This window comes from Streptomyces sp. NPDC030222 (assembly GCF_055573115.1).
In genome coordinates this window covers 16,619-34,683 of record NZ_JBVICA010000014.1, presented here as the reverse complement: position 1 = coordinate 34,683, position 18,065 = coordinate 16,619, and the positions used below count along the sequence as shown (strand labels likewise).

At 72.7% G+C, this 18,065-nt stretch carries 13 protein-coding genes and 2 pseudogenes; 7 read left to right on the top strand and 8 right to left on the bottom strand.

What is annotated here, in order from left to right:
• Window positions 1-213 precede the first annotated feature (213 nt).
• Complete coding sequence (locus tag ACZ4Z5_RS20705) at window positions 214-1,392, bottom strand: cytochrome P450 family protein (RefSeq protein ID WP_468264775.1); 1,179 nt, start codon at window positions 1,390-1,392, stop codon at window positions 214-216.
• Between the two features lie 276 nt (window positions 1,393-1,668).
• Window positions 1,669-2,286 carry a dihydrofolate reductase family protein gene (locus tag ACZ4Z5_RS20700; RefSeq protein WP_468264773.1) on the bottom strand — a complete coding sequence of 206 codons (618 nt, stop codon included), beginning with the start codon at window positions 2,284-2,286 and terminating at the stop codon, window positions 1,669-1,671.
• Window positions 2,287-2,505: 219 nt separating this feature from the next.
• Here ACZ4Z5_RS20700 and ACZ4Z5_RS20695 point away from each other — a divergent pair, with 219 nt between their 5' ends.
• Together ACZ4Z5_RS20695 and ACZ4Z5_RS20690 are read left to right on the top strand one after the other, a co-directional pair.
• The gene (locus ACZ4Z5_RS20695) at window positions 2,506-3,285 is read left to right on the top strand and encodes a lytic polysaccharide monooxygenase auxiliary activity family 9 protein (protein WP_468264771.1); all 780 of its coding nucleotides are present in this window, start codon (window positions 2,506-2,508) and stop codon (window positions 3,283-3,285) included.
• A 149-nt stretch (window positions 3,286-3,434) separates the two neighbouring features.
• Window positions 3,435-4,622, top strand: coding sequence for a pyridoxal phosphate-dependent aminotransferase (locus tag ACZ4Z5_RS20690; protein WP_468264769.1), 1,188 nt, complete (start codon window positions 3,435-3,437; stop codon window positions 4,620-4,622).
• A gap of 392 nt (window positions 4,623-5,014) precedes the next feature.
• On the opposite strand, the gene alc is transcribed toward ACZ4Z5_RS20690, so the two are convergent.
• Complete coding sequence (alc, locus tag ACZ4Z5_RS20685) at window positions 5,015-6,127, bottom strand: allantoicase (protein WP_468264767.1); 1,113 nt, start codon at window positions 6,125-6,127, stop codon at window positions 5,015-5,017.
• A gap of 4 nt (window positions 6,128-6,131) precedes the next feature.
• Window positions 6,132-7,475 carry an allantoinase AllB gene (gene allB / locus ACZ4Z5_RS20680; RefSeq protein ID WP_468264765.1) on the bottom strand — a complete coding sequence of 448 codons (1,344 nt, stop codon included), beginning with the start codon at window positions 7,473-7,475 and terminating at the stop codon, window positions 6,132-6,134.
• Between the two features lie 544 nt (window positions 7,476-8,019).
• Here allB and ACZ4Z5_RS20675 point away from each other — a divergent pair.
• Window positions 8,020-8,817 (top strand): IclR family transcriptional regulator, encoded by a 798-nt coding sequence (locus tag ACZ4Z5_RS20675; protein WP_468264763.1) that lies wholly within the window; start codon window positions 8,020-8,022, stop codon window positions 8,815-8,817.
• Between the two features lie 10 nt (window positions 8,818-8,827).
• Here the strand turns inward: ACZ4Z5_RS20675 and ACZ4Z5_RS20670 are convergent, their stop codons facing one another.
• Both ACZ4Z5_RS20670 and ACZ4Z5_RS20665 read right to left on the bottom strand, forming a co-directional pair.
• Window positions 8,828-9,514 carry an ABC transporter ATP-binding protein gene (locus ACZ4Z5_RS20670; RefSeq protein ID WP_468264761.1) on the bottom strand — a complete coding sequence of 229 codons (687 nt, stop codon included), beginning with the start codon at window positions 9,512-9,514 and terminating at the stop codon, window positions 8,828-8,830.
• Window positions 9,511-10,602 carry an ABC transporter permease gene (locus tag ACZ4Z5_RS20665; RefSeq protein ID WP_468264759.1) on the bottom strand — a complete coding sequence of 364 codons (1,092 nt, stop codon included), beginning with the start codon at window positions 10,600-10,602 and terminating at the stop codon, window positions 9,511-9,513. Before ACZ4Z5_RS20665 ends, ACZ4Z5_RS20670 begins: the two co-directional genes overlap by 4 nt.
• 112 nt (window positions 10,603-10,714) lie before the next feature.
• Here ACZ4Z5_RS20665 and ACZ4Z5_RS20660 point away from each other — a divergent pair.
• The 3 genes and pseudogenes from ACZ4Z5_RS20660 to ACZ4Z5_RS20650 form a co-directional block, all read left to right on the top strand.
• A pseudogene (locus ACZ4Z5_RS20660) lies at window positions 10,715-11,887 on the top strand (sensor histidine kinase); the annotation flags it as partial.
• 314 nt (window positions 11,888-12,201) lie between these two features.
• The gene (locus tag ACZ4Z5_RS20655; RefSeq protein WP_468264757.1) at window positions 12,202-12,828 is read left to right on the top strand and encodes a response regulator; all 627 of its coding nucleotides are present in this window, start codon (window positions 12,202-12,204) and stop codon (window positions 12,826-12,828) included.
• 191 nt (window positions 12,829-13,019) lie between these two features.
• Entirely contained in the window at window positions 13,020-14,759 is a 1,740-nt protein-coding gene (locus ACZ4Z5_RS20650) for a ricin-type beta-trefoil lectin domain protein (protein WP_468264755.1), read from the top strand.
• A 147-nt stretch (window positions 14,760-14,906) separates the two neighbouring features.
• Here ACZ4Z5_RS20650 and ACZ4Z5_RS20645 read toward each other — a convergent pair.
• A pseudogene (locus ACZ4Z5_RS20645) lies at window positions 14,907-15,182 on the bottom strand (DUF5955 family protein); the annotation flags it as partial.
• A 142-nt stretch (window positions 15,183-15,324) separates the two neighbouring features.
• Entirely contained in the window at window positions 15,325-17,205 is a 1,881-nt protein-coding gene (locus ACZ4Z5_RS20640; RefSeq protein ID WP_468264753.1) for a serine/threonine-protein kinase, read from the bottom strand.
• Window positions 17,206-17,299: 94 nt separating this feature from the next.
• On the opposite strand from ACZ4Z5_RS20640, the gene ACZ4Z5_RS20635 reads away from it, so the two are divergent.
• The gene (locus ACZ4Z5_RS20635) at window positions 17,300-17,911 is read left to right on the top strand and encodes a nucleotidyltransferase family protein (protein ID WP_468264751.1); all 612 of its coding nucleotides are present in this window, start codon (window positions 17,300-17,302) and stop codon (window positions 17,909-17,911) included.
• Window positions 17,912-18,065: the final 154 nt, after the last annotated feature.

The window sequence follows — 18,065 nt, the reverse complement described above, 5'->3', positions numbered from 1 at the left end:
GACTGTGGATTCGATGCTCAACGCCGTCCCTTCGGGTACGTCGTGTGGGAGGTGTTCGTGCGGCCGTGTCCCGCGTCGGGCGCGGGTGTTCACGGCAGCTGTCGGCATCGATCTCACCAGCGGGCCTCGGGCCACGGCCAGGGTTGCGCGCCGTAAAGTCTTGATATTTCGGCGAGTGGGCGGGTTCTCTCGGTCGGCCTACGAGCAGTCGGCCTACCAGCGGACGGGCAGGCCGCGCACTCCGCGCATCAGCAGCCCCGGCAGCCAGTCCAGCGGCCCGCCCGCCGGGTCGAGGGCCAGACCGGGGCAGCGCTCCAGCAGGGTGCGGATCGCGATCCGGGCCTCCATGCGGGCGAGGGGCGCACCCAGGCAGAAGTGGATGCCGTGGCCGAAGGCCAGGTGCCCCTGCGGGGCGCGCCGGATGTCGAAGACGTCCGGTGCCGGATAGCGGTCCGGGTCGCGGTCGCCTGCGGCGAGGGAGACGAGCACCGCCGCACCGGCAGGAATCACGGTGTCGCCGACGGGGACAGCTTCCTTGGTGAACCGGTAGGTGGCGTTCTCCACTGGCCCCTCGTACCGCAGCATCTCCTCCACGGCACCGTCCAGCAGACCGAAGTCGGCACGCAGATCGGCCAGTTGGCCCGGATGCGTGAGCAGGGCGCGTACGCCGTTGGTGATGAGGTTGACGGTGGTCTCATGACCGGCGAGCAGCAGCAGGTACGCCATGGCGCGCAGCTCCTCGGCCGACAGCCGGTCGCCGTCCTCTGCGCGGGTGCGGATCAGGGCGGACAGCAGGTCGTCCGTCGGGCCCGCACAGCGTTTGTCCTCGATGAGCTCGTCGAGATAGGCCGCGAGGGCGAGGACGGCGGGCTGGTCGGCGCCGGGAGCGCTGGGTGCGACGATCTCGTTGGACCAGGCGCGGAAGTCGTCGCGGTCGGCCGTGGGCACCCCGAGCAGTTCGCAGATGATGGTGATGGGCAACGGGAACGACAGGGCGTCCACCAGGTCCGCGCGCCCCGCCGGGAGCATGGCGTCGATCAGCTCGTCGGTGATCCGCTGGATCCTCGGCCGCAGTTGCTCGACCCTGCGCGCGGTGAACTCGCGGGCGATCAGCTTCCGCAGCCGGGTGTGGTCCGGCGGGTCGAGGGTCAGCAGGTTCGACCCGATGACCTCCTCGTCGAACAGCGTGATCCCCATGGTGGCGGGGGACTTGGACAGCCGTGGGTCCGCGAGCGCGGCCCGCGCCTCCTCGTACCCCACGATCATCCAGATCGGGCCCTGGTCGCCGGTGTGCACCAGGTGCACCGGCCCCGTGGCGCGCAGCCGGGCGTAGTACGGGTACGGATCGGCGTTGAACTCCGCGCCGTGTTCGCGCAGATCGATGACGGACATGTATCCCTCCCCCATTCGGACGGTGCCAGCCTACGTCGGGTGTCCACGTCCGTCCGTGCCGCCGCACCGCCGGGCACGCCGATGACGCTCAGGGCGACCTGATCCGGTCAACTCATCGGCTGGAAAAGGCTGGTGGAGAGGTGAGCCGGCGCACCCCGTACAGGCCGTGCCACCCGGATGCCGGCAGTCGGCAGTCGGCAGTCGGCAGTCGGCAGTCGGCAGTCGGCAAGGCTCCGCGGGCCGGACGACTGCCGGCGTCACAGGCCGCCGGACGGCTCAGGCTCCGAAGGTCCCGAACGTGGCCCGCCCGGTCGGCTCGTAGGTGTGGATGGCGACACCGGCACCGGTCGTACGGGAGCCGGCCAGCCGGAACGCGGTCGGAAGGCCGCCGACCGGGAAGAGCCGCTGCCCCCTGCCGAGGACCACCGGGAAGACCAGCAGGGTGAGCTCGTCGACCAGGTCCTCGGCGAGCAGCGACCGGGCGAGCGTGCCGCTTCCGTGGATCTGGAGTTCGCCCTCGGACTGCTCCTGCTTGAGGCGCGCCACGGCTCCCGGGACGTCCCCGGTGATGACGGTGGTGCCCTCCCACTCCGCCCGCACCAGGGTGGTGGAGGCGACGTACTTGGGCCGGGTGTTCATACGGGCGGCGATGCGGTCCTCGGGATCGGTCACCCTCGGCCAGTACGCGGCGAAGATCTCGTAGGTACGCCGACCGAGGAGGAACGCACCGGCCCGTTCGATGACATCGACCATGAAGCGGGTCATGTCCTCGTCGGCGAACGGCACGACCCAGCCGCCGTAGGCGAAGCCGCCGCTCCGGTCCTCGTCGGGGGCGCCCGGCCCCTGCATGACGCCGTCGAGGGTGACGAACGTGGTGAGGCTCAGCTTTCCCATGGCTCTCTCCTTGCGGGTGGACATGGCACGGTCCGCACACGGGGCACGGTGCACTCCGCGTTCACCGGTCAAGACTTCCGTTCCGGCCCGAGGTCACCCCTCCGCGACGCGCGGTCGGGGGCGCACGTTTCCCCCGGCTGCGCTCCCCCGATGAACAACAACCCGTCCGCGCGCGTAGTAGACGGCAGCCGCCCCAGCCGTCAGGGAGGACCGCACAGAATGACCCCGCACCGCTTGGCCCGAGCCCTGCTCATCGGTGTCCTCATGCTGCTGCCTGCCGTACCGGCCGCAGCCCCGGCAGCCGCGCACGGCGCCCCGGCCGACCCGGTGAGCCGGGTCGTCGCCTGCGGCCCCGAGGGCTCCGGCACGTCCGAGGTCTGCCGGGCCGCAGTCGCCGCGAACGGCGGCCGGGGCTTCGACGCGTGGGACAACGTGCGGGTGGCCGGTGTCGCGGGACGGGACCGGGAGCTCATCCCCGACGGCAAGCTGTGCAGCGGCGGCATCACGGCGTACCGGGGCCTCGACCTCCCCCGTGCCGACTGGCCGTCGACCCCGATGACGGCCGGCTCCGAACTCACCGTCACCTACCGCTCGACGATCCCCCACAAGGGAACGTTCAGCCTCTTCCTCACCAAGCAGGGGTACGACCCGGCCGCCCCGCTGCGCTGGTCCGACCTGGAAGACCAGCCGTTCCTGACCGTGACCGAACCGGCCCTGCAGGACGGCGCCTACCGGTTCAGCGGCCGACTCCCTGCGGACCGCACCGGTCGGCACGTGCTCTACACGGTGTGGCGGAACACCGACACGCCCGACACCTACTACTCGTGCTCCGACGTCGTCATCTCCAGCGGGCCGGAGCCGCAGCTCGCCGCCGGGCAGCCCGTGTCGTCCTCCCGGGACTCGGGGGGCGACGTCACACCGCTGCTCGCGGTGGGCGCCGCGGTCCTCGCGCTGCTGGCGGTCGGCGCGTCCGTACTGCTGCGACAGCGCGCCCGCTGACGCACGGCCGGGGAGCGTCCCGGCCTCATGTCCCGCACGGGGCCTCATGAGCCCAGCCCGAGCCTGAGCCCGAGCCCGCCGCCGGAGCCGGGCGCCAACCGATGCGAACGACGGCCCGATGACGGACCGACGACAAGGAGTCCCCTGCCGTGTCACAGCTCAACACCGCCGCGCACAGTCCGTCGTGGGCCATGCTCAACCGCCTGGCCCCGGAGGCGACGGCCATGGACACCGGCACCGGCGCCTTCGCCGGGCAGTCGGACCGCGTCGACTTCTGCATCCCGTGCAATCCGTACTTCCCCACCCCGGAGATGTTCGGGCGGATGCGGGACTCGCTGGAGACGATCCTGAAGTACTACCCGAGCGACGCCGACACGGTGACGGCGGAACTCTGCCGGATCCTCGGTCTCAATGTGCAGACCGTCGCGATGGGGAACGGCTCGACCGAGCTGATTACCTGGATCGACCATCTGCTGGTCAGGGAGAGTCTGGCGATCCCGGTCCCCACCTTCGGACGCTGGACGGACCAGCCGCTGGAGACCGGCAAGCGGGTGGACATGTTCACGCTGCACGAGGAGCAGGACTTCGCGCTGGACCCGGTGGAGTACGTCCGGTTCATCCGGCGGCGCGGCTCGCGGGTGGCGGTGATCTGCAATCCCAACAACCCGGACGGCGGCTATCTGCGGCGCCGTCAGGTGCTGTGGCTGCTCGACGAACTGGCCGACCTGGACCTGGTGGTCGTCGACGAGTCCTTCATCGACTTCGTGGACGCCGAACGGGCCCCGTCGGTCGCCGACGAGGCGGCGATCCGGCCCAACGTGGTGGTGCTGAAGAGCCTCGGCAAGAACTTCGGGCTGCACGGCATCCGCTTCGGCTACATGGTGGCGAACCCCGCGATCGCCGCGAGGTTGCGTGGAGCGCTGCCCAAGTGGAACCTCAACTCCTTCGCCGAGAGCGTGGTGTTCATGCTGAAGGAGTACGCGGCGGAGTACCAGCAGAGCCTTTCGCTGCTCTCCCGCGACCGCGCGAACATGTCGCTCGCGCTGGCCGCGGTGCCCGGTCTGACGGTCTTCCTCTCGCAGGGCAACTTCCTGATGGTGAAGCTGCCCGAGGGCGTCGACGGGGCGGCGCTCCGCGACAGGCTGCTGGCCGAGTACGGGGTGTACGTCCGCGAGTGCGGCAACAAGCTCGCCAGCAGCAGTCGTTTCCTGCGGCTCGTGGTCCGTCCGCAGGAGGACGTGCAGCTGCTCATCACGGGCCTCCAGGCCTGCCTGCCCGGCGCGTCGGCCGCTGTGCCGCTCCAGCCCGCGCGCGCAGCACTCACCTCGGTGCTCTAGCGGGGCAGGCCGGCGCGGGGTGCACCGGCGCTGTCGTCGGACCGGTGCACCCCGCGTATCCACAGCCGTACCCGGCCGGCCGCCGCGGGCCCTCTGCCGGGCGGGGGCGCGGTGTCCAGGAGGTGTCCGGTGGATCAGGGTCGGACAGCCCGGGTCGTCTGGTGCCGTGGATTGCAGGGCGGAGGATGAGGGTCGCCGAAGGCAAGGAGAGGCAAGGAGAGGCAAGGAGAGGCAAGGAGAGGCAAGGGGAGGCAGGAAGAGGCAGGGGGAGAGTCCATGCGGAGCATCGGCGACCGACGACAACGCCGCAAGCCGCGGTGCCAGGCCGGCCGGGCCCGGCCATGGTCCACCGGACACCCCCTAACCGCCCAGGTCCTGGTGGCGGGCGGTGTCTAGCCGCCCAGTTCCTGGTGGCGGGCGGCCAGGCGTGCCACGCCCTGCTCGGTGAGGGAGCCGAAGAGGCGCAGGCGGGAGAAGCCGCCGTCGGGGAAGATGTCGATGCGGACGTGGGTGCCGGCCGCTGGGGCGTCCAGCACGAACCGGTGGGCGGTGTCGGGCCGGAGGCGGGTGCGCGGCAGGAACTCGGTCCATTCGCCGTCCTCCCCGTCCTTGACGGACAGGGCCGCCCAGCCGGCCGCGTTGCCCTTGAGGTACGCGGTGTCGATCTCCACGGCGCGGATCTCGGAGTGGCCGGCAAGCCGGTAGCGGATCCAGTCGTTGCCCCGGTCCCGGCGGCGGGCCGTCTCCCAGCCGTCGTCCATCTTGCGGGAGCGGCCCGGGCTGATGGTGTTGACGGGCGGTGAGTAGAAGCGGTCGGACGCGTCCTCGACGGATCCGCCGTTCTCCAGTGCCACCACGTCGAAGGTGCCGAGCGCGGCCAGCCACTCGGGGTCGGGGACGACCTCGCCGTGGACGCGGAGCCGTGCGATGCCCCCGTCCGGGTGCTGGTTGACGCGCAGGTGTGTGAAGCGCTGCTCGACGGTGACCTCGAAACCGTTGGCGGCGTGGCCGCCGACGGGTGTGCGCGGCACCAGTGTCGTCCACTTCACGCCGTCGCCGAGGAGTTCCTCCGGTGCGGGGGCGCCCCCGACCGAGGTGCCCTCGACGGAGACGGCCTGCGGCATGTTGCCACGGAAGTGGGCGGTGTCGACGACGATGCCGCGGATCACCCCGGGGGCGCCCAACCGTACCAGCGCCCAGTCGTGGTCCTCGGGCGCGGGCCAGGGGTGGTCGGCCGACACGCCGCGCCGGCGTCGGGTCTCCCAGCCGTCCATGATCTTGCCCTTGTGGCCGAAGCGCTCCGGGTCGAACGCGGCGGGCTCGGGGACCAGCAGGTTCTCGCGCTGGGCGAAGAACTCGTCGTTGGCGGCGATGACGCCCGCACCGAGCCGGCGGTCGGCGAGGTTGGCGTAGCCGGTGAACGGGAAGTCCGCGGTGCGGTAGTCGGCGTACGGGTCGCCGCCCGCGTACGGGTTCGCGTTGCCGGTGAAGGACGGTATCGCCACGGTGTCAGTCGTTCCTTTCGAGCAGCCGGCCAGTGGGCGCGGCAACGGTGCCGTTCTCCACGATCCGCGTGCCGCGCAGCCATGTCGACTTCACGACGCCGTGCAAGGTCTTCCCGGCGTAGGCCGTGACCTGGTTGCGGTGGTGGAGTTCGGCCGGGTCTACGGTGAAGGTCTCTTCGGGGGCGAGGACCGCGAAGTCGGCGTCCCGGCCCGGCTCGATGGCGCCCTTGCGGTCCAGTCCGGCCAGCTCCGCCGGTGCCGCCGACATCCAGCGGACGACGTCCTCCAGGGTGCGGCCGCGTCGGCGGGCCTCGGTCCAGATCGCGGGCAGCCCGAGCTGGAGCGAGGAGATACCGCCCCAGGCATCGGCGAAGTCGGGGACCTTCAGGTCGGCGGTGCACGGTGAGTGGTCGGAGACGACGCAGTCGATCGTGCCGTCGACGAGACCCTGCCAGAGGGCGTCCTGGTTCGCGGCCTCGCGGATGGGCGGGCAGCACTTGAACTCGGTGGCACCGTCGGGGACTTCCTCCGCGGTGAGGGTGAGGAAGTGGGGGCAGGTCTCGACGGTGATGCGCACGCCCTCCCGCCGGGCGGCCGCGATCATCGGCAGCGCGTCGGCGGAGGACAGATGCAGTACGTGCACCCGGGCGTCCAGTCGCCGGGCGTGGGCGATGAGGCCCTCGACGGCGGTGTTCTCGGCGTCGCGCGGGCGGGAGGCGAGGAAGTCCGCGTAGCGGGTGCCCCCGCGCTGCGGGGCGGCGGCCAGATGGCGGGGGTCCTCCGCGTGCACGATCAGCAGCCCGCCGAACCCGGCGATCTCGGCCATTGAGCGGGCGAGCTGCCCCTGGTCGAGCTCCGGGAACTCCTCCACGCCGGACGGCGACAGGAAGCACTTGAAGCCGAACACCCCGGCATCGTGGAGGGCCCGTAGGTCCTTGACGTTGTCGGGGACCGCACCGCCCCAGAAGCCGACGTCGATGTGGGCCTTCGCCCGGGCCACGTCCTGCTTGGTGCGCAGGTGCCCGGTCGTGGTGGTGGGCGGGAGGGAATTGAGCGGCATGTCGAGGAGGGTGGTGACGCCGCCGGCGGCCGCGGCGCGGGTGGCGGTCCAGAAGCCCTCCCATTCGGTGCGGCCGGGGTCGTTGACGTGTACGTGCGTGTCGACGAGGCCGGGGAGCAGCACATGGTCCCCGAGGTCCTCCAGCCGGGCCCCGGCCGGGACGTCCGCGTCGTACGGCAGTACGCCGGTGATCGTCCCGTCGGCGACCGCGACCGATGCGGCGCGGGTCCCCTCCGGGGTGACGACCCGGGTCGAGCGCAGCACCAGTTCCACTCCGGATACGGACACCCGTGCCCCTTTCTGCTCACGCGGCCCGCCGCTGTGGCGCGGCCTGGTCCCGCGGCCTTCCCCGTCGGCGGCCTGCCACATCGGTGGGCTGCCGCATCGGCGGGCGGCCACGTCGGTCGCCGCCGCGTCCGCGGTCCGCTGTTTCCTCAGCCGCCCGCTTGCTTCCTCAGCCGACCGCTCCGGCGCCGCTGCCGCCCTCTCGCTTCCGCCACTGCGACGACCGGACGAGATTTCAACGTTCTGTTGACGGAGTTTTCACGGCCGGGGCCTGCGCCGTCAAGGGTTCCCCGACCGAAGTCGCTGCCGGGCAGCAGACCTTGGACGTTTCCACCAAATGGAAGTAGGATTCCACTCCATAGAATGTAGCTCTCGCCATCCAGAAGCCCGCCGTCCTCGGCACCGTCCTGGGCGCCGTCCTCGTGACGCCCCGCAGCTCCCGGAGAGAACAGCTCTGACCGGCCAGGACGTCCTACTGCGGACCCCTGTGCGCCGGACGGCCGCCGGGTAGGCTGCTGCCTTGCCGTCAGCCTGAAAGGAACGCGCCGTGCCGACGTCCCGCGCCAGCACCACCGACGCCTCCAAGCCCGCCGCCGCCGGCGGCGTCCAGTCCCTGGAGCGCGCCTTCGACCTGCTCGAGCGGATGGCGGACGCGGGGGGCGAGGTCGGGCTGAGCGAGCTGTCCGCCAGCAGCGGCCTCCCACTGCCCACGATCCACCGGCTGATGCGCACCCTGGTCGCCTGCGGATACGTACGGCAGCAGCCCAACCGCCGCTACGCCCTCGGCCCGCGCCTCATCCGCCTCGGCGAGTCCGCGTCCCGGCTCCTCGGCACCTGGGCCCGCCCGTACCTCGCCCGCCTGGTCGAGGAGACCGGCGAGACCGCGAACATGGCGCTGCTCGACGGCGACGAGGTCGTCTACGTCGCCCAGGTCCCGTCCCGCCACTCGATGCGCATGTTCACCGAGGTCGGCCGGCGCGTGCTGCCCCACTCCACCGGGGTGGGCAAGGCCCTGCTGGCCCACACCTCGCCGGACGAGGTACGCGCCCTGCTCGCCCGTACGGGCATGCCGGCCGCGACGGAGAAGACCATCACCACCCCGGACGGCTTCCTCGAAGCGCTGGAGCAGGTACGGCGCAGCGGCTATGCGGTGGACGACAACGAGCAGGAGATCGGCGTCCGCTGCCTGGCCGTGCCGGTCCCGGACTCCCCCACGGCGGCCGCGATCTCCATCTCCGGCCCGGCCGGACGGGTCACGGAAGCCGCGACGGACAGGATCGTCCCCGTCCTCCAGGAGGTCGCCCGGGACCTCTCGGCCGCCCTGGCCAGCACCACACAGGCCTGAGGCCGGCACCTCAGACCCTGACCGGTCCCTCCGCGACGCGGCCGTCCGCCATCGGGACCACCCGGTCCGCCACCTCCAGATGGGTCCGGTCGTGGGTCACGACGACCGTCGCCGTCCCCCGCTCGCGTGTCAGCCGGACCAGGAGGTCCAGTATCGCGAGCCCTCGCTCGCGGTCGAGTGCGCTGGTCGGTTCGTCGACCAGCAGGACGGCCGGCTCGTTCATGAGTGCCCGCGCGATGTTCACCCGCTGCCGCTGACCGCCCGACAGCTGGTGCGGGCGGCTGTCGGCACGGTCTGCGAGGCCCACGGCCGCAAGCAGTTCGCGGGCCCGCGCCGGGGCGCCGCGCACCCGGCGGCCGCCGGAGAGCCGGGCCATCACCTCCAGCTGCTCCGCCGCCGTGAGCGACGGCAGCAGGTTGGCCTGCTGGAACACGATGCCGATGCGCTCCCGGCGCAGCACCGCCTTCTCCGCGCGACCCAGCACGCCGGTGTCCGTCCCGTCGACGACGACGCGTCCGGTGTCCGGAGTGACCAGCGTCGCGGCGACCGCGAGCAGACTCGACTTGCCCGACCCCGAGGGGCCGACGACCGCCGTGAGCCCACCGGGCGGCACGTCGAGGCCGATGCGGTCGAGGGCGGTGAGCCGGCCGTCCCCGTCCGGATAGGTGAGGGTGACGTCGTCGAGCAGCAGGGTCATCGGGCGCTCCCGAGGGCGATGAGGGGGTCGACGGCGGTGATCCGCCGGATGGACAGGGCCGCGCCGGCCGCACCGAGGACGACCATGACGGCGGCGGGCCCGAGGACCGTCGAGGGCCCGAGGACGAAGGGCACGTCCCCTCCGGCCACCACCGCGCCGAGACCGGCGGCGAGGGCGGAGCCGAGGCCGGTGCCGACGGCGAGGATCAGCACCGCCTGTCCCAGCGCGTCCTTCAGCAGATACGGCGTGGACGCGCCGAGCGCCTTCAGTACGGCGACGTCGGGGGCCCGCTGGATCGTCCACACCGTGAAGAAGGCCCCGACGACCAGGGCCGAGATGCCGAAGAGGAAGCCGCGCATCAGCTGGAGCGAACCGTTCTCCGAGCGGTACGAGCCGATGGCGTCGAGGGCGTCCTCGACGGTGCGGGTCTCCGTCCCGGCGGCGCGATCGCCCGCCGCGAGGTCCGCTCCTGGCCGGGTGGTCAGGGCCAGCACCGTCGGTTCGGCACGGCCGAGGCGCCGCCAGCTGTCGAGCGGGATCCACACCACGGGCGTGTGGCTGTACGAGGCGTCGCCCGACACCCGGGCGACGGTGAGCCGTACGCCGGATGCGCCGCCCAGGACGACGGCGTCGCCGACACCCACGCCCAGGTCGTCCGCGGCCGGCCCGGTGAGCACGGCGCGGCCGGGCGCGACGCCCGCGGGCGCCGGACCGGACCCGGGCCGCACGCCGAACGCGGAGACGGCCACCCTCCGGTCCCCGGCGGAGCCGACGGCCGGGGCCGCAGCCGCGTTCACGGTCGTGACGCCGAGCGGTTCGGCCCTGGTGACCCCGGGCTGCCGGGCCCACTCCCGCAGGCTCCGCTCCGGCACCGCGGAGTCCGTGAAGGACACGGAACCGCCGGCGGGCGGCCGGGAGAAGACAAGGTGGTCGGCCGGCAGACCGGTCACCGCGGAGACGTTCTCCCGGGCCAGTCCCGCCGTGAGCCCGGACAGCAGCCCCACCAGCAGGGTGATCAACACGATCACGGTTCCCATGAGCGCGAACCGGCCCTTGGCGAACCTCAGATCTCTCGATGCGACGAACATACGGACCACGGTGCGCGGTCCGCGGCCGGTCCGGCATCGCGCGCCGGTTGGCCTTGCGATCAATCTTTCGGTTGAGGGCGGAACGAAATGCTCCGCCTAATCTGGACGGGTCATGGATCCTCGTTCGCTCACCCCCGCCCTGCGCGTGCTGCGTGTCTGCCTGCATCTGCTGATGGCGGCGCTCCTGGCACTGGCCGCCCTTCGCGCGTCGGCGCACCGCCCGGAGACCGCGGCCGCCGTCGTCGCCGCGGCCGTCGTCATGGGCGCCGTCTACGCGGCCGGCTCGCTGCTCCCGGCCGTACGCCGTTCCCCGGCCACCGCCGCGCGGTGGCTCGGCGCGCTCTGCGCGGCCTGGCTGGTCCTGCTGTGGCTCACACCGGACGGGCTGTGGGCGGCGTTTCCGCTGTACTTCCTCCAGCTGCACCTGCTGCCGACGCGGCTGGGCGTACCGGCGGTGGCGGCCGCCGCCGGCGCGGCGATCCTGTCGTACGTCCTCCACGGCGGACCGCTCGGGCCCGGGGCGTTCATCGGCCCCCTGCTCGGTGCGGCCGTCGCCGTCGCCACCGTGCTCGGCTACCAGGCGCTGTACCGGGAGAGCGAGCACCGGCGCCGTCTCATCGAGGAGCTGGTCACCACCCGGGCCGGACTCGCCGCGGCCGAACGGCACGCGGGCACGCTCGCGGAACGCGAAAGGATCGCACGGGAGATCCACGACACCCTCGCGCAGGGCCTGTCGTCGATCCAGCTGCTCCTGCGCGCCGCGGAACGCTCACTGCCCGCCGATGCACCCGCGGCCGCGCACGTCCGGCAGGCCCGACAGGCGGCGCAGGACAATCTCGCGGAGGCCCGCCGGTTCGTCCGCGCCCTCACCCCTCCCGACCTCGAGAACGGGTCGCTGGCCGGCGCCCTGGAGCGGCTGTGCGCCGACACCCACGGCCCCCGCGTGCGGTTCTCGGTGAGCGGCACCCCCGTCCCGCTGCCCACGCCGTACGAGGTGGCACTGCTGCGCGTCGCCCAGTCCGCGCTCGCCAACACGGTGCGCCACGCGGCCGCCGCCCGCGCGGAGATCACGCTGAGCTTCCTCGGCGGCGCCGTCGCACTCGACGTCGTCGACGACGGCTCGGGCTTCGCCCCCGAATCCGTGACGCCCTCGGCGGACGGCGGCTTCGGCCTTCCGGCGATGCGGTCACGTGCCGAGTCGCTCGGTGGCACGTTCACCGTCGAGACCGCGCCGGGTCAGGGCACGGCGATCGCGGTGACCCTGCCGCTGCCCGGCGACGGCGCGGCGCCGGTGAGCTGCGTGGCCTACGACGCCGCGGCCGCGGATGCCTCGACGACGGCCACCACGTCCGCAGGCCCCGTGACCGCAATCCCTGTGACCACGGGCCCCTTGACCACGGATCGCCTGACTCCTGATCCCGTGACTCCTGATTCCGTGACTCCGGATCGCGTGTCCGGGGGCGTCGTGCCGGCGAGGACCGGGACCGGAGGCGCGGCGCCCGGGAACACCGTGTCCCGCGACGACGCGCGCTCCCGCACGGTGCCGCAAGCGGTGGCCGGTACCGTCGCGTTCGACGGAGCCGTACGAGGAAGTGCCGTATGACGATCCGCCTGCTGCTCGCGGACGATCATCCCGTCGTCCGGGCGGGTCTGCGTGCCGTCCTCGACACCGAGCCGGACTTCGCGGTCGTGGCGGAGGCGGCGACCGCCGAGCAGGCCGTCGAGATCGCGGCAGCGGGGGGTGCGGACGTCGTGCTGATGGACCTCCAGTTCGGGGCGGGTATGCACGGCTCCGAGGCGACCGCCGCGATCACCGCCGGTCCGGGGGCACCGCGGGTGCTCGTCCTCACGACGTACGACTCCGACGCCGATATCCTCGCGGCCGTCGAGGCAGGGGCGGCCGGCTATCTGCTGAAGGACGCCCCGCCCGAGGAACTGGCGGCCGCGGTGCGCACGGCGGCCGCCGGAGGTTCCGCGCTGGCTCCGGCCGTGGCACTCCGGCTCATGGACCGTATGCGCACCCCGGCCGAAGCCCTGACCAGACGTGAGCTGGAGGTTCTCCAGCTGGTCGGCGAGGGTCTGTCCAATCTGCAGATCAGCAAGCGGCTGTTCCTCAGCCAGGCCACGGTGAAGTCCCATCTGGTGCACGTTTACGCCAAGTTGGGCGTCGACTCGCGCACCGCCGCGGTGGCCGCCGCGACCGCCCGGCGTCTGATCAGACGTTGAGGGCCCGCCTGCTGCGAAAAGGCCGTTCGCAGCAGGCGCGGCGATATTCGGCGACGCCTTACCCAGGGATACATCTTTTCCGGTCGGTGTCGCTGCCTCACCATGGGCTCTTGTTTCCGGCAGGTAACAACGGTCTGTCTCCGCATGGACAGGCCGCTCCGTCGTGCCGTGACGAGCGAGGAGTCAACAGGGTGACAGAGCTCCACCGGGCCCGTTCGGGCCCCGAGGACGAAGGATCCGCCCATGCCGCCCTGGCGGACGCGGAGCTCACCAGACGCATACGCGCCGGTGCGCCGTCCGCCTTCCCGGCCGTCCAGGAGCTGAAGCGCCGGCACCTGCCCGCCGTCCTCGCCTACGCCCGGCTCTGTGCGTACGACCGGAGCGCGGCGGGCCGGCTGGCACTCCAGGCCTTCGACCTCGCCGTCGAGGAAACCTGCCGGGGCGTCGAACCGCTCGGGACGTGGCGCCACCACCTGCTGATGCTCGTTCAGCGGATCGGCCTCGACTGGGCCGACGCCGGCCGGCGGGACCGGCTCGCACCAGGCTTCGTAGAGTGGGCCGACGCCGATGCCACCGCGGGTCCGGCCGGCCCGTGGGCGCCCGGGCGGCTGCGGTCCGAGGTGTCGGCCGCCATGCTGGCGGGCTTTCACCGGCTGGCGGAGCAGACCCGGGGCGTCCTCTGGTACGCGGTGGTGGACGAGGAGCCGGACGGCGTCGTCGCCGCCTACGCCGACGTACCGCAGGACCTCGTCCCCGAGCTGCGCGACCGGGCCCAGGACGCCCTGCGCCGGACGTACATCCAGGCGTTCCTGGAACGCCGTGGGGACCGGGAGTGCCTGGGCTTCCGGCGCATCATCGAGGCGGCGGCCCGTCCGGGGGACCGACGGCGCAGCGAGGACCTGACGGCCCATCTGGCGGGGTGCCAGGGCTGCACACGGCTGGTGGCGGAGCTGACGCGGATGCTGGACGACCCCAGGGAGGTGTTCGCCGAGGGCCTGCTCCGGTGGGGCGGGGCCGCCTATGCCGCCTCCGATCGCCCGGCCCTCCCGGCCGGCACCGCACCGGACGGGCCCGGCAGGACCGAACCGTCGGCCCTCATGCCCGCCCGCACGCCCGGCCACGTGCCCACCGCCGTGCCCGGACCCGCCGTGCCCGGACCCGCCGCCCCGGGGCACGGTCTCAGCGGCCGGTCCCGACAGCGACCCGCACGGCGGCCTTCACAGCCGGTCCTCCTCGTCACCGCGGCGGCCGCCGGTGCCGTCCTCGCCGGGACGCTCATGGCGACCGCCTTCGAGAACGGGGACCAGGCCCATGTCGTCCGGGCCGAGCAGCGCTCCTTGCCCGAGGGCCCGCCCGTCCTCGCCGCGCCCCCTGCCGTTCCCACGACCGTGCCCTCGGCGAGCCCCTCTCCTTCGCCGTCGGCGAGTCCCTCGCGCTCGCCCCGCCCCACCCGGTCGGCCACCCCCTCCAGGCCCCCGGCCCCTTCGAAGAGCTCCCCGCCACGATCGGTCCCGCTCGTTCCGGGGGGCGGCTACGTCCAGGTCGTCAACGCGGACTCCGGGCTGTGCCTGGACATCGAGAACGGTGTGATGGCCAACCGCACGGACGTCGTGACGGCACGCTGCACCGGCGCACGGACGCAGCGCTGGAGCCTGGACCCCATGGGCCTGCTGCGCAGCGGCGCGGACCCCGCGTACTGCCTGGACTCGCGTGGGGACACCGACCGCGGAGTGGGCATCTGGACCTGTTCCTCCGTCAACGGCAGGAACGGCATGAACCTGCTGTTCACCGTCGACGGATCAGGAGCCGTACGGCCTCGCATCTCCCCCGGTTTCGCCCTCGAACCGCTGGGAGACTCCGAGGGCGCCTCCCTCGGCTTCGACCCGGCCGACGGGGACAGCGACCAGCACTGGACCGCGCGCGCCTCCTAGCGGGGCCGGGGCAGCAGAATGCGGCGGCCAACAGCTGGTCGGGGGCGACCGCTCCGGGACGGGGATCCGTCAACTGCCCCGTCGTTCCTGTGGATTGCGCGGACGAGAGGGCTCCGCCCGGAGCGTGGGCCGCGGCTGCTGCGGGCGGGGTTCGCCGAAGAGGTCGACGGCGTTGCGCACGCCTCCGAGAGCGGAGGCGAGCGCGCTGACCGAGCCGATGGCACCCGCGATCAGCAGCAGGGAGCGGCGCAGCCGGGGCATCTCGGGAGCGCCGCTCACGGCCATCGCGTCCAGGGCGGCCAGTTCGTCGTCGGCGATCTCCCGGTCCCGGAACTCCGCGGGGATCCCGGCCAGTTCGCGACGCAGCCGGGAGACGGCGGCGCGCAGCTCCGCCACCCTCGGGTCCTCGCCGCTCCCGGTCACGGTCGTCAGCTCCACGCCTCGCAACAACGCTCTCCCCCACTCGCACTTCCCTGTGCCGGGCCGCGGCCGGTGGTCAGCCGCCGGGGTCCGTGGCCCAGTTAACGCCACCTCGCGCCACCCCCGCCACACGGTGATAGGAAATTCAGCTTGACGTGTCGACTTCCAAGGCCTTCCGCCACACCGTCAGGTCGAGCTTGATGTACTTGCTCGGGTCCGAGTCGGGGCTGAAGCCCTTGACGGTGAGCAGCCCGACGTTGCCCGCCGGGGTCTGCACACAGATCTGGGCGCCTGCGGAGATCTTCGTCTTGTAGATGTAGTTCGTGAAGCGCGTCTCCGTCCGGCAGGTCTCCAGCGAGCCCTTCTGGCCGCCCTGGAGGAGGACGAGCTCCGTGCCGTTCTGCGTCTTCAGCGCGTCGGAGTCGTAGAACACATCGCCGTCGTCCTCCCGCGGCTTGACCCGATCGTCGGAGAGGGACAGCGCATATCCGCTGGTCAGATCGATCCCGTTGTACGCGACGGGCGGATCGGCCTTCGGGGTCCTCGCCGCGCCCGTCGGGGAGCCCGCTCCAGAGGCGCCGCCGCGGCTCCCCGCCCGGTTCCCCTTTCCGGCGCCACCGGCCTTCACGAGGGCCGCCGTGCAGCTGCCCACGAGTCCGAGGACCACCAGGGCCACGATGACGAGGCCGATCCCCTTGCCCGTGCGGTTGGCGCGCGCTGGTATCTGCACAGCGGCCGGGGGCTGCGGGGGCACGGGAGCCGGGACCTGCAGGGGCGCCGGTCCGTGGGCGTACTGGGGCACGGGCCCGGTGTTGTACCCGGGCTGGGTCGGTACACCGGCACCGTACCCGGGCTGGGTCGGTACACCGGCACCGTACCCGGGCTGGGTCGGTACACCGGTGCCGTAGCCGGGCTGGGTCGGGGCGTACGCCGGCCCGGCGCCCTGGAACGGCGCGGCGAGGACCGGGCCGTAGCCGGGGGGCGGTGTGGCTCCGAAGGCGGGCGCCGGGGCCACCGGCGCAGTGGGCGTGTACGACGCGGCGGGCGTCTGCGCCGGAGGCGCGTCGATTCCCGGCGGCGGAGTTCCGGGAGCCGTCATGGAAGCGGGTGCGGGCGCGGCGATCCGTCCGGTGATGTCCGCGGCCACCGCACCGGGCAGCCAGTCCTCGGGCCTGCGCAGCATGGTGTCGGCGTTGGCCGCCTGGCAGATGCCTATGATCTCGGCGACCGACGGCCTGGCGTCGGGGTCCTTCGCCAGGCAGCGCGTGACCAGCTCGCGCAGCCGTTCCGGTACGCGACCGAGGTCCGGTTCCTCGTGCACGATGCGGTACAGCACACCGTGCGAGGTGCCTTCCCCGAACGCTGGCGACCCCGTCGACGCGTACGCCGCGACCTGACCGAGCGCGAAGACGTCGGTCCCGGGGGTCACCCGGCTCCCCGCGGCCTGTTCGGGCGCCATGAACGACGGGGTGCCTATGGTCACTCCGCTGCCGGTGAGGGACGTGGCGTCGGCGGCGCGCGCGATGCCGAAGTCGATGACGCGCGGGCCGTCTGCGGCGAGCAGCACGTTCGACGGCTTGAGGTCGCGGTGGACGATGCCCGCGCCGTGGATCACCTGCAGGGCCTCGGCGATTCCGGCGACGAGCAGCAGGACGGCGTCCACCGGCAGGGCCCCGTGCGCGAGGACCGCTTCGGCGAGCGAGGGCCCGGGGACGTACGCGGTCGCGAGCCACGGCTGTGCACCGTCCGTGTCGGCGTCGATGACCGGCGCGGTGTACAGCCCCTGCACCCGCTGCGCCGCTTGCACCTCCTGCGTGAACCGCCGCCGGAACTCCGGGTCCTGGCCGAAGTCGGGCCGGATCACCTTGATGGCGACGGGACGCCCGCCCGGAGTGTACGAGAGGTACACCTTGCCCATACCGCCGACGCCGAGCCGCGCGACGAGGCGGTATCCGGCGACGGTCTTCGGATCGTCGTTCTCCAGCGGCTGGAACACGGCGACGCGTTCCGTCTGCCGATCGCTCATGACTCACGTCCCCCATGACGGACTGCGTATCCGGACCGGCAGCCTATCCAAGATCGTCGGCGCGTCCGGCCGCCCGATGCGGTAAGCAGGGTGTATGGGTCGGAATTCTCAAGGACCGCTTGTCACTGGCCTCGTTCTGGCGGCCGGCGGCGGCCGTCGGCTGGGCGGCCGCCCGAAGGCCCTGCTGGAGTACCGCGGCCGCCCCCTTGTCGAGAACGCGGTGCACGTCCTGCGGACCGGGGGATGCGGTCGGGTCCATGTCGTCCTCGGCGCGGCGGCGGAGGAGGTGTTGCGCCGGGCCGATCTGTCGGGGTGCGTGGTGGCGGTCAACGCCGACTGGGAGGAGGGGATGGGCTCTTCGCTCCGCACGGGTCTCGCCTCGCTGGCGGCGTCGGGCGACGAGGCCGAGGCGGTTCTGGTGTCCCTGGTGGACCAGCCCGGCATCGGCGCGGAGGCCGTCGCCCGGGTGGTGGCCGCGTGCGATTCGCCCTCGGCGCTCGTCTCGGCGGCGTACGGCGGCCGTCGCGGTCATCCGGTGTTGTTCGGCGCGCGCCGCTGGGAGGAGGTCGCGGCACGCGTGTCGGGGGACTCGGGAGCCCGGGACTACCTCAGGGAACACGAGGACGCCATCACGCTCGTCGAGTGCGGCGACGTGGCGGACGTCCAGGACATCGACACGCCCGCGGATCTGACCCGTCTGGACTGAGCACGCCGTCGACGCCGGCGATGAGCTCGATGTGCCCGCAGTACTGCTGCGGCCGGACGGCGCGCGAGCGCCCCGTGAGCGGCGTGGCACCGAGCGCCACGATGTGTCGACCCGGAGAATCTCGACATCAACAATCCATTGAACTTCCACTATG

What these genes read in the sequence shown, in the direction of transcription:
- ACZ4Z5_RS20655 (WP_468264757.1), top strand. Translation starts at nt 12,202, where the DNA reads ATGACGATCCGCCTGCTGCTCGCGGACGATCATCCCGTCGTCCGGGCG.
- ACZ4Z5_RS20705 (WP_468264775.1), bottom strand. Translation starts at nt 1,392, where the DNA reads ATGTCCGTCATCGATCTGCGCGAACACGGCGCGGAGTTCAACGCCGAT.
- ACZ4Z5_RS20700 (WP_468264773.1), bottom strand. Translation starts at nt 2,286, where the DNA reads ATGGGAAAGCTGAGCCTCACCACGTTCGTCACCCTCGACGGCGTCATG.
- ACZ4Z5_RS20695 (WP_468264771.1), top strand. Translation starts at nt 2,506, where the DNA reads ATGACCCCGCACCGCTTGGCCCGAGCCCTGCTCATCGGTGTCCTCATG.
- ACZ4Z5_RS20635 (WP_468264751.1), top strand. Translation starts at nt 17,300, where the DNA reads ATGGGTCGGAATTCTCAAGGACCGCTTGTCACTGGCCTCGTTCTGGCG.
- ACZ4Z5_RS20640 (WP_468264753.1), bottom strand. Translation starts at nt 17,205, where the DNA reads ATGAGCGATCGGCAGACGGAACGCGTCGCCGTGTTCCAGCCGCTGGAG.
- ACZ4Z5_RS20665 (WP_468264759.1), bottom strand. Translation starts at nt 10,602, where the DNA reads ATGTTCGTCGCATCGAGAGATCTGAGGTTCGCCAAGGGCCGGTTCGCG.
- ACZ4Z5_RS20670 (WP_468264761.1), bottom strand. Translation starts at nt 9,514, where the DNA reads ATGACCCTGCTGCTCGACGACGTCACCCTCACCTATCCGGACGGGGAC.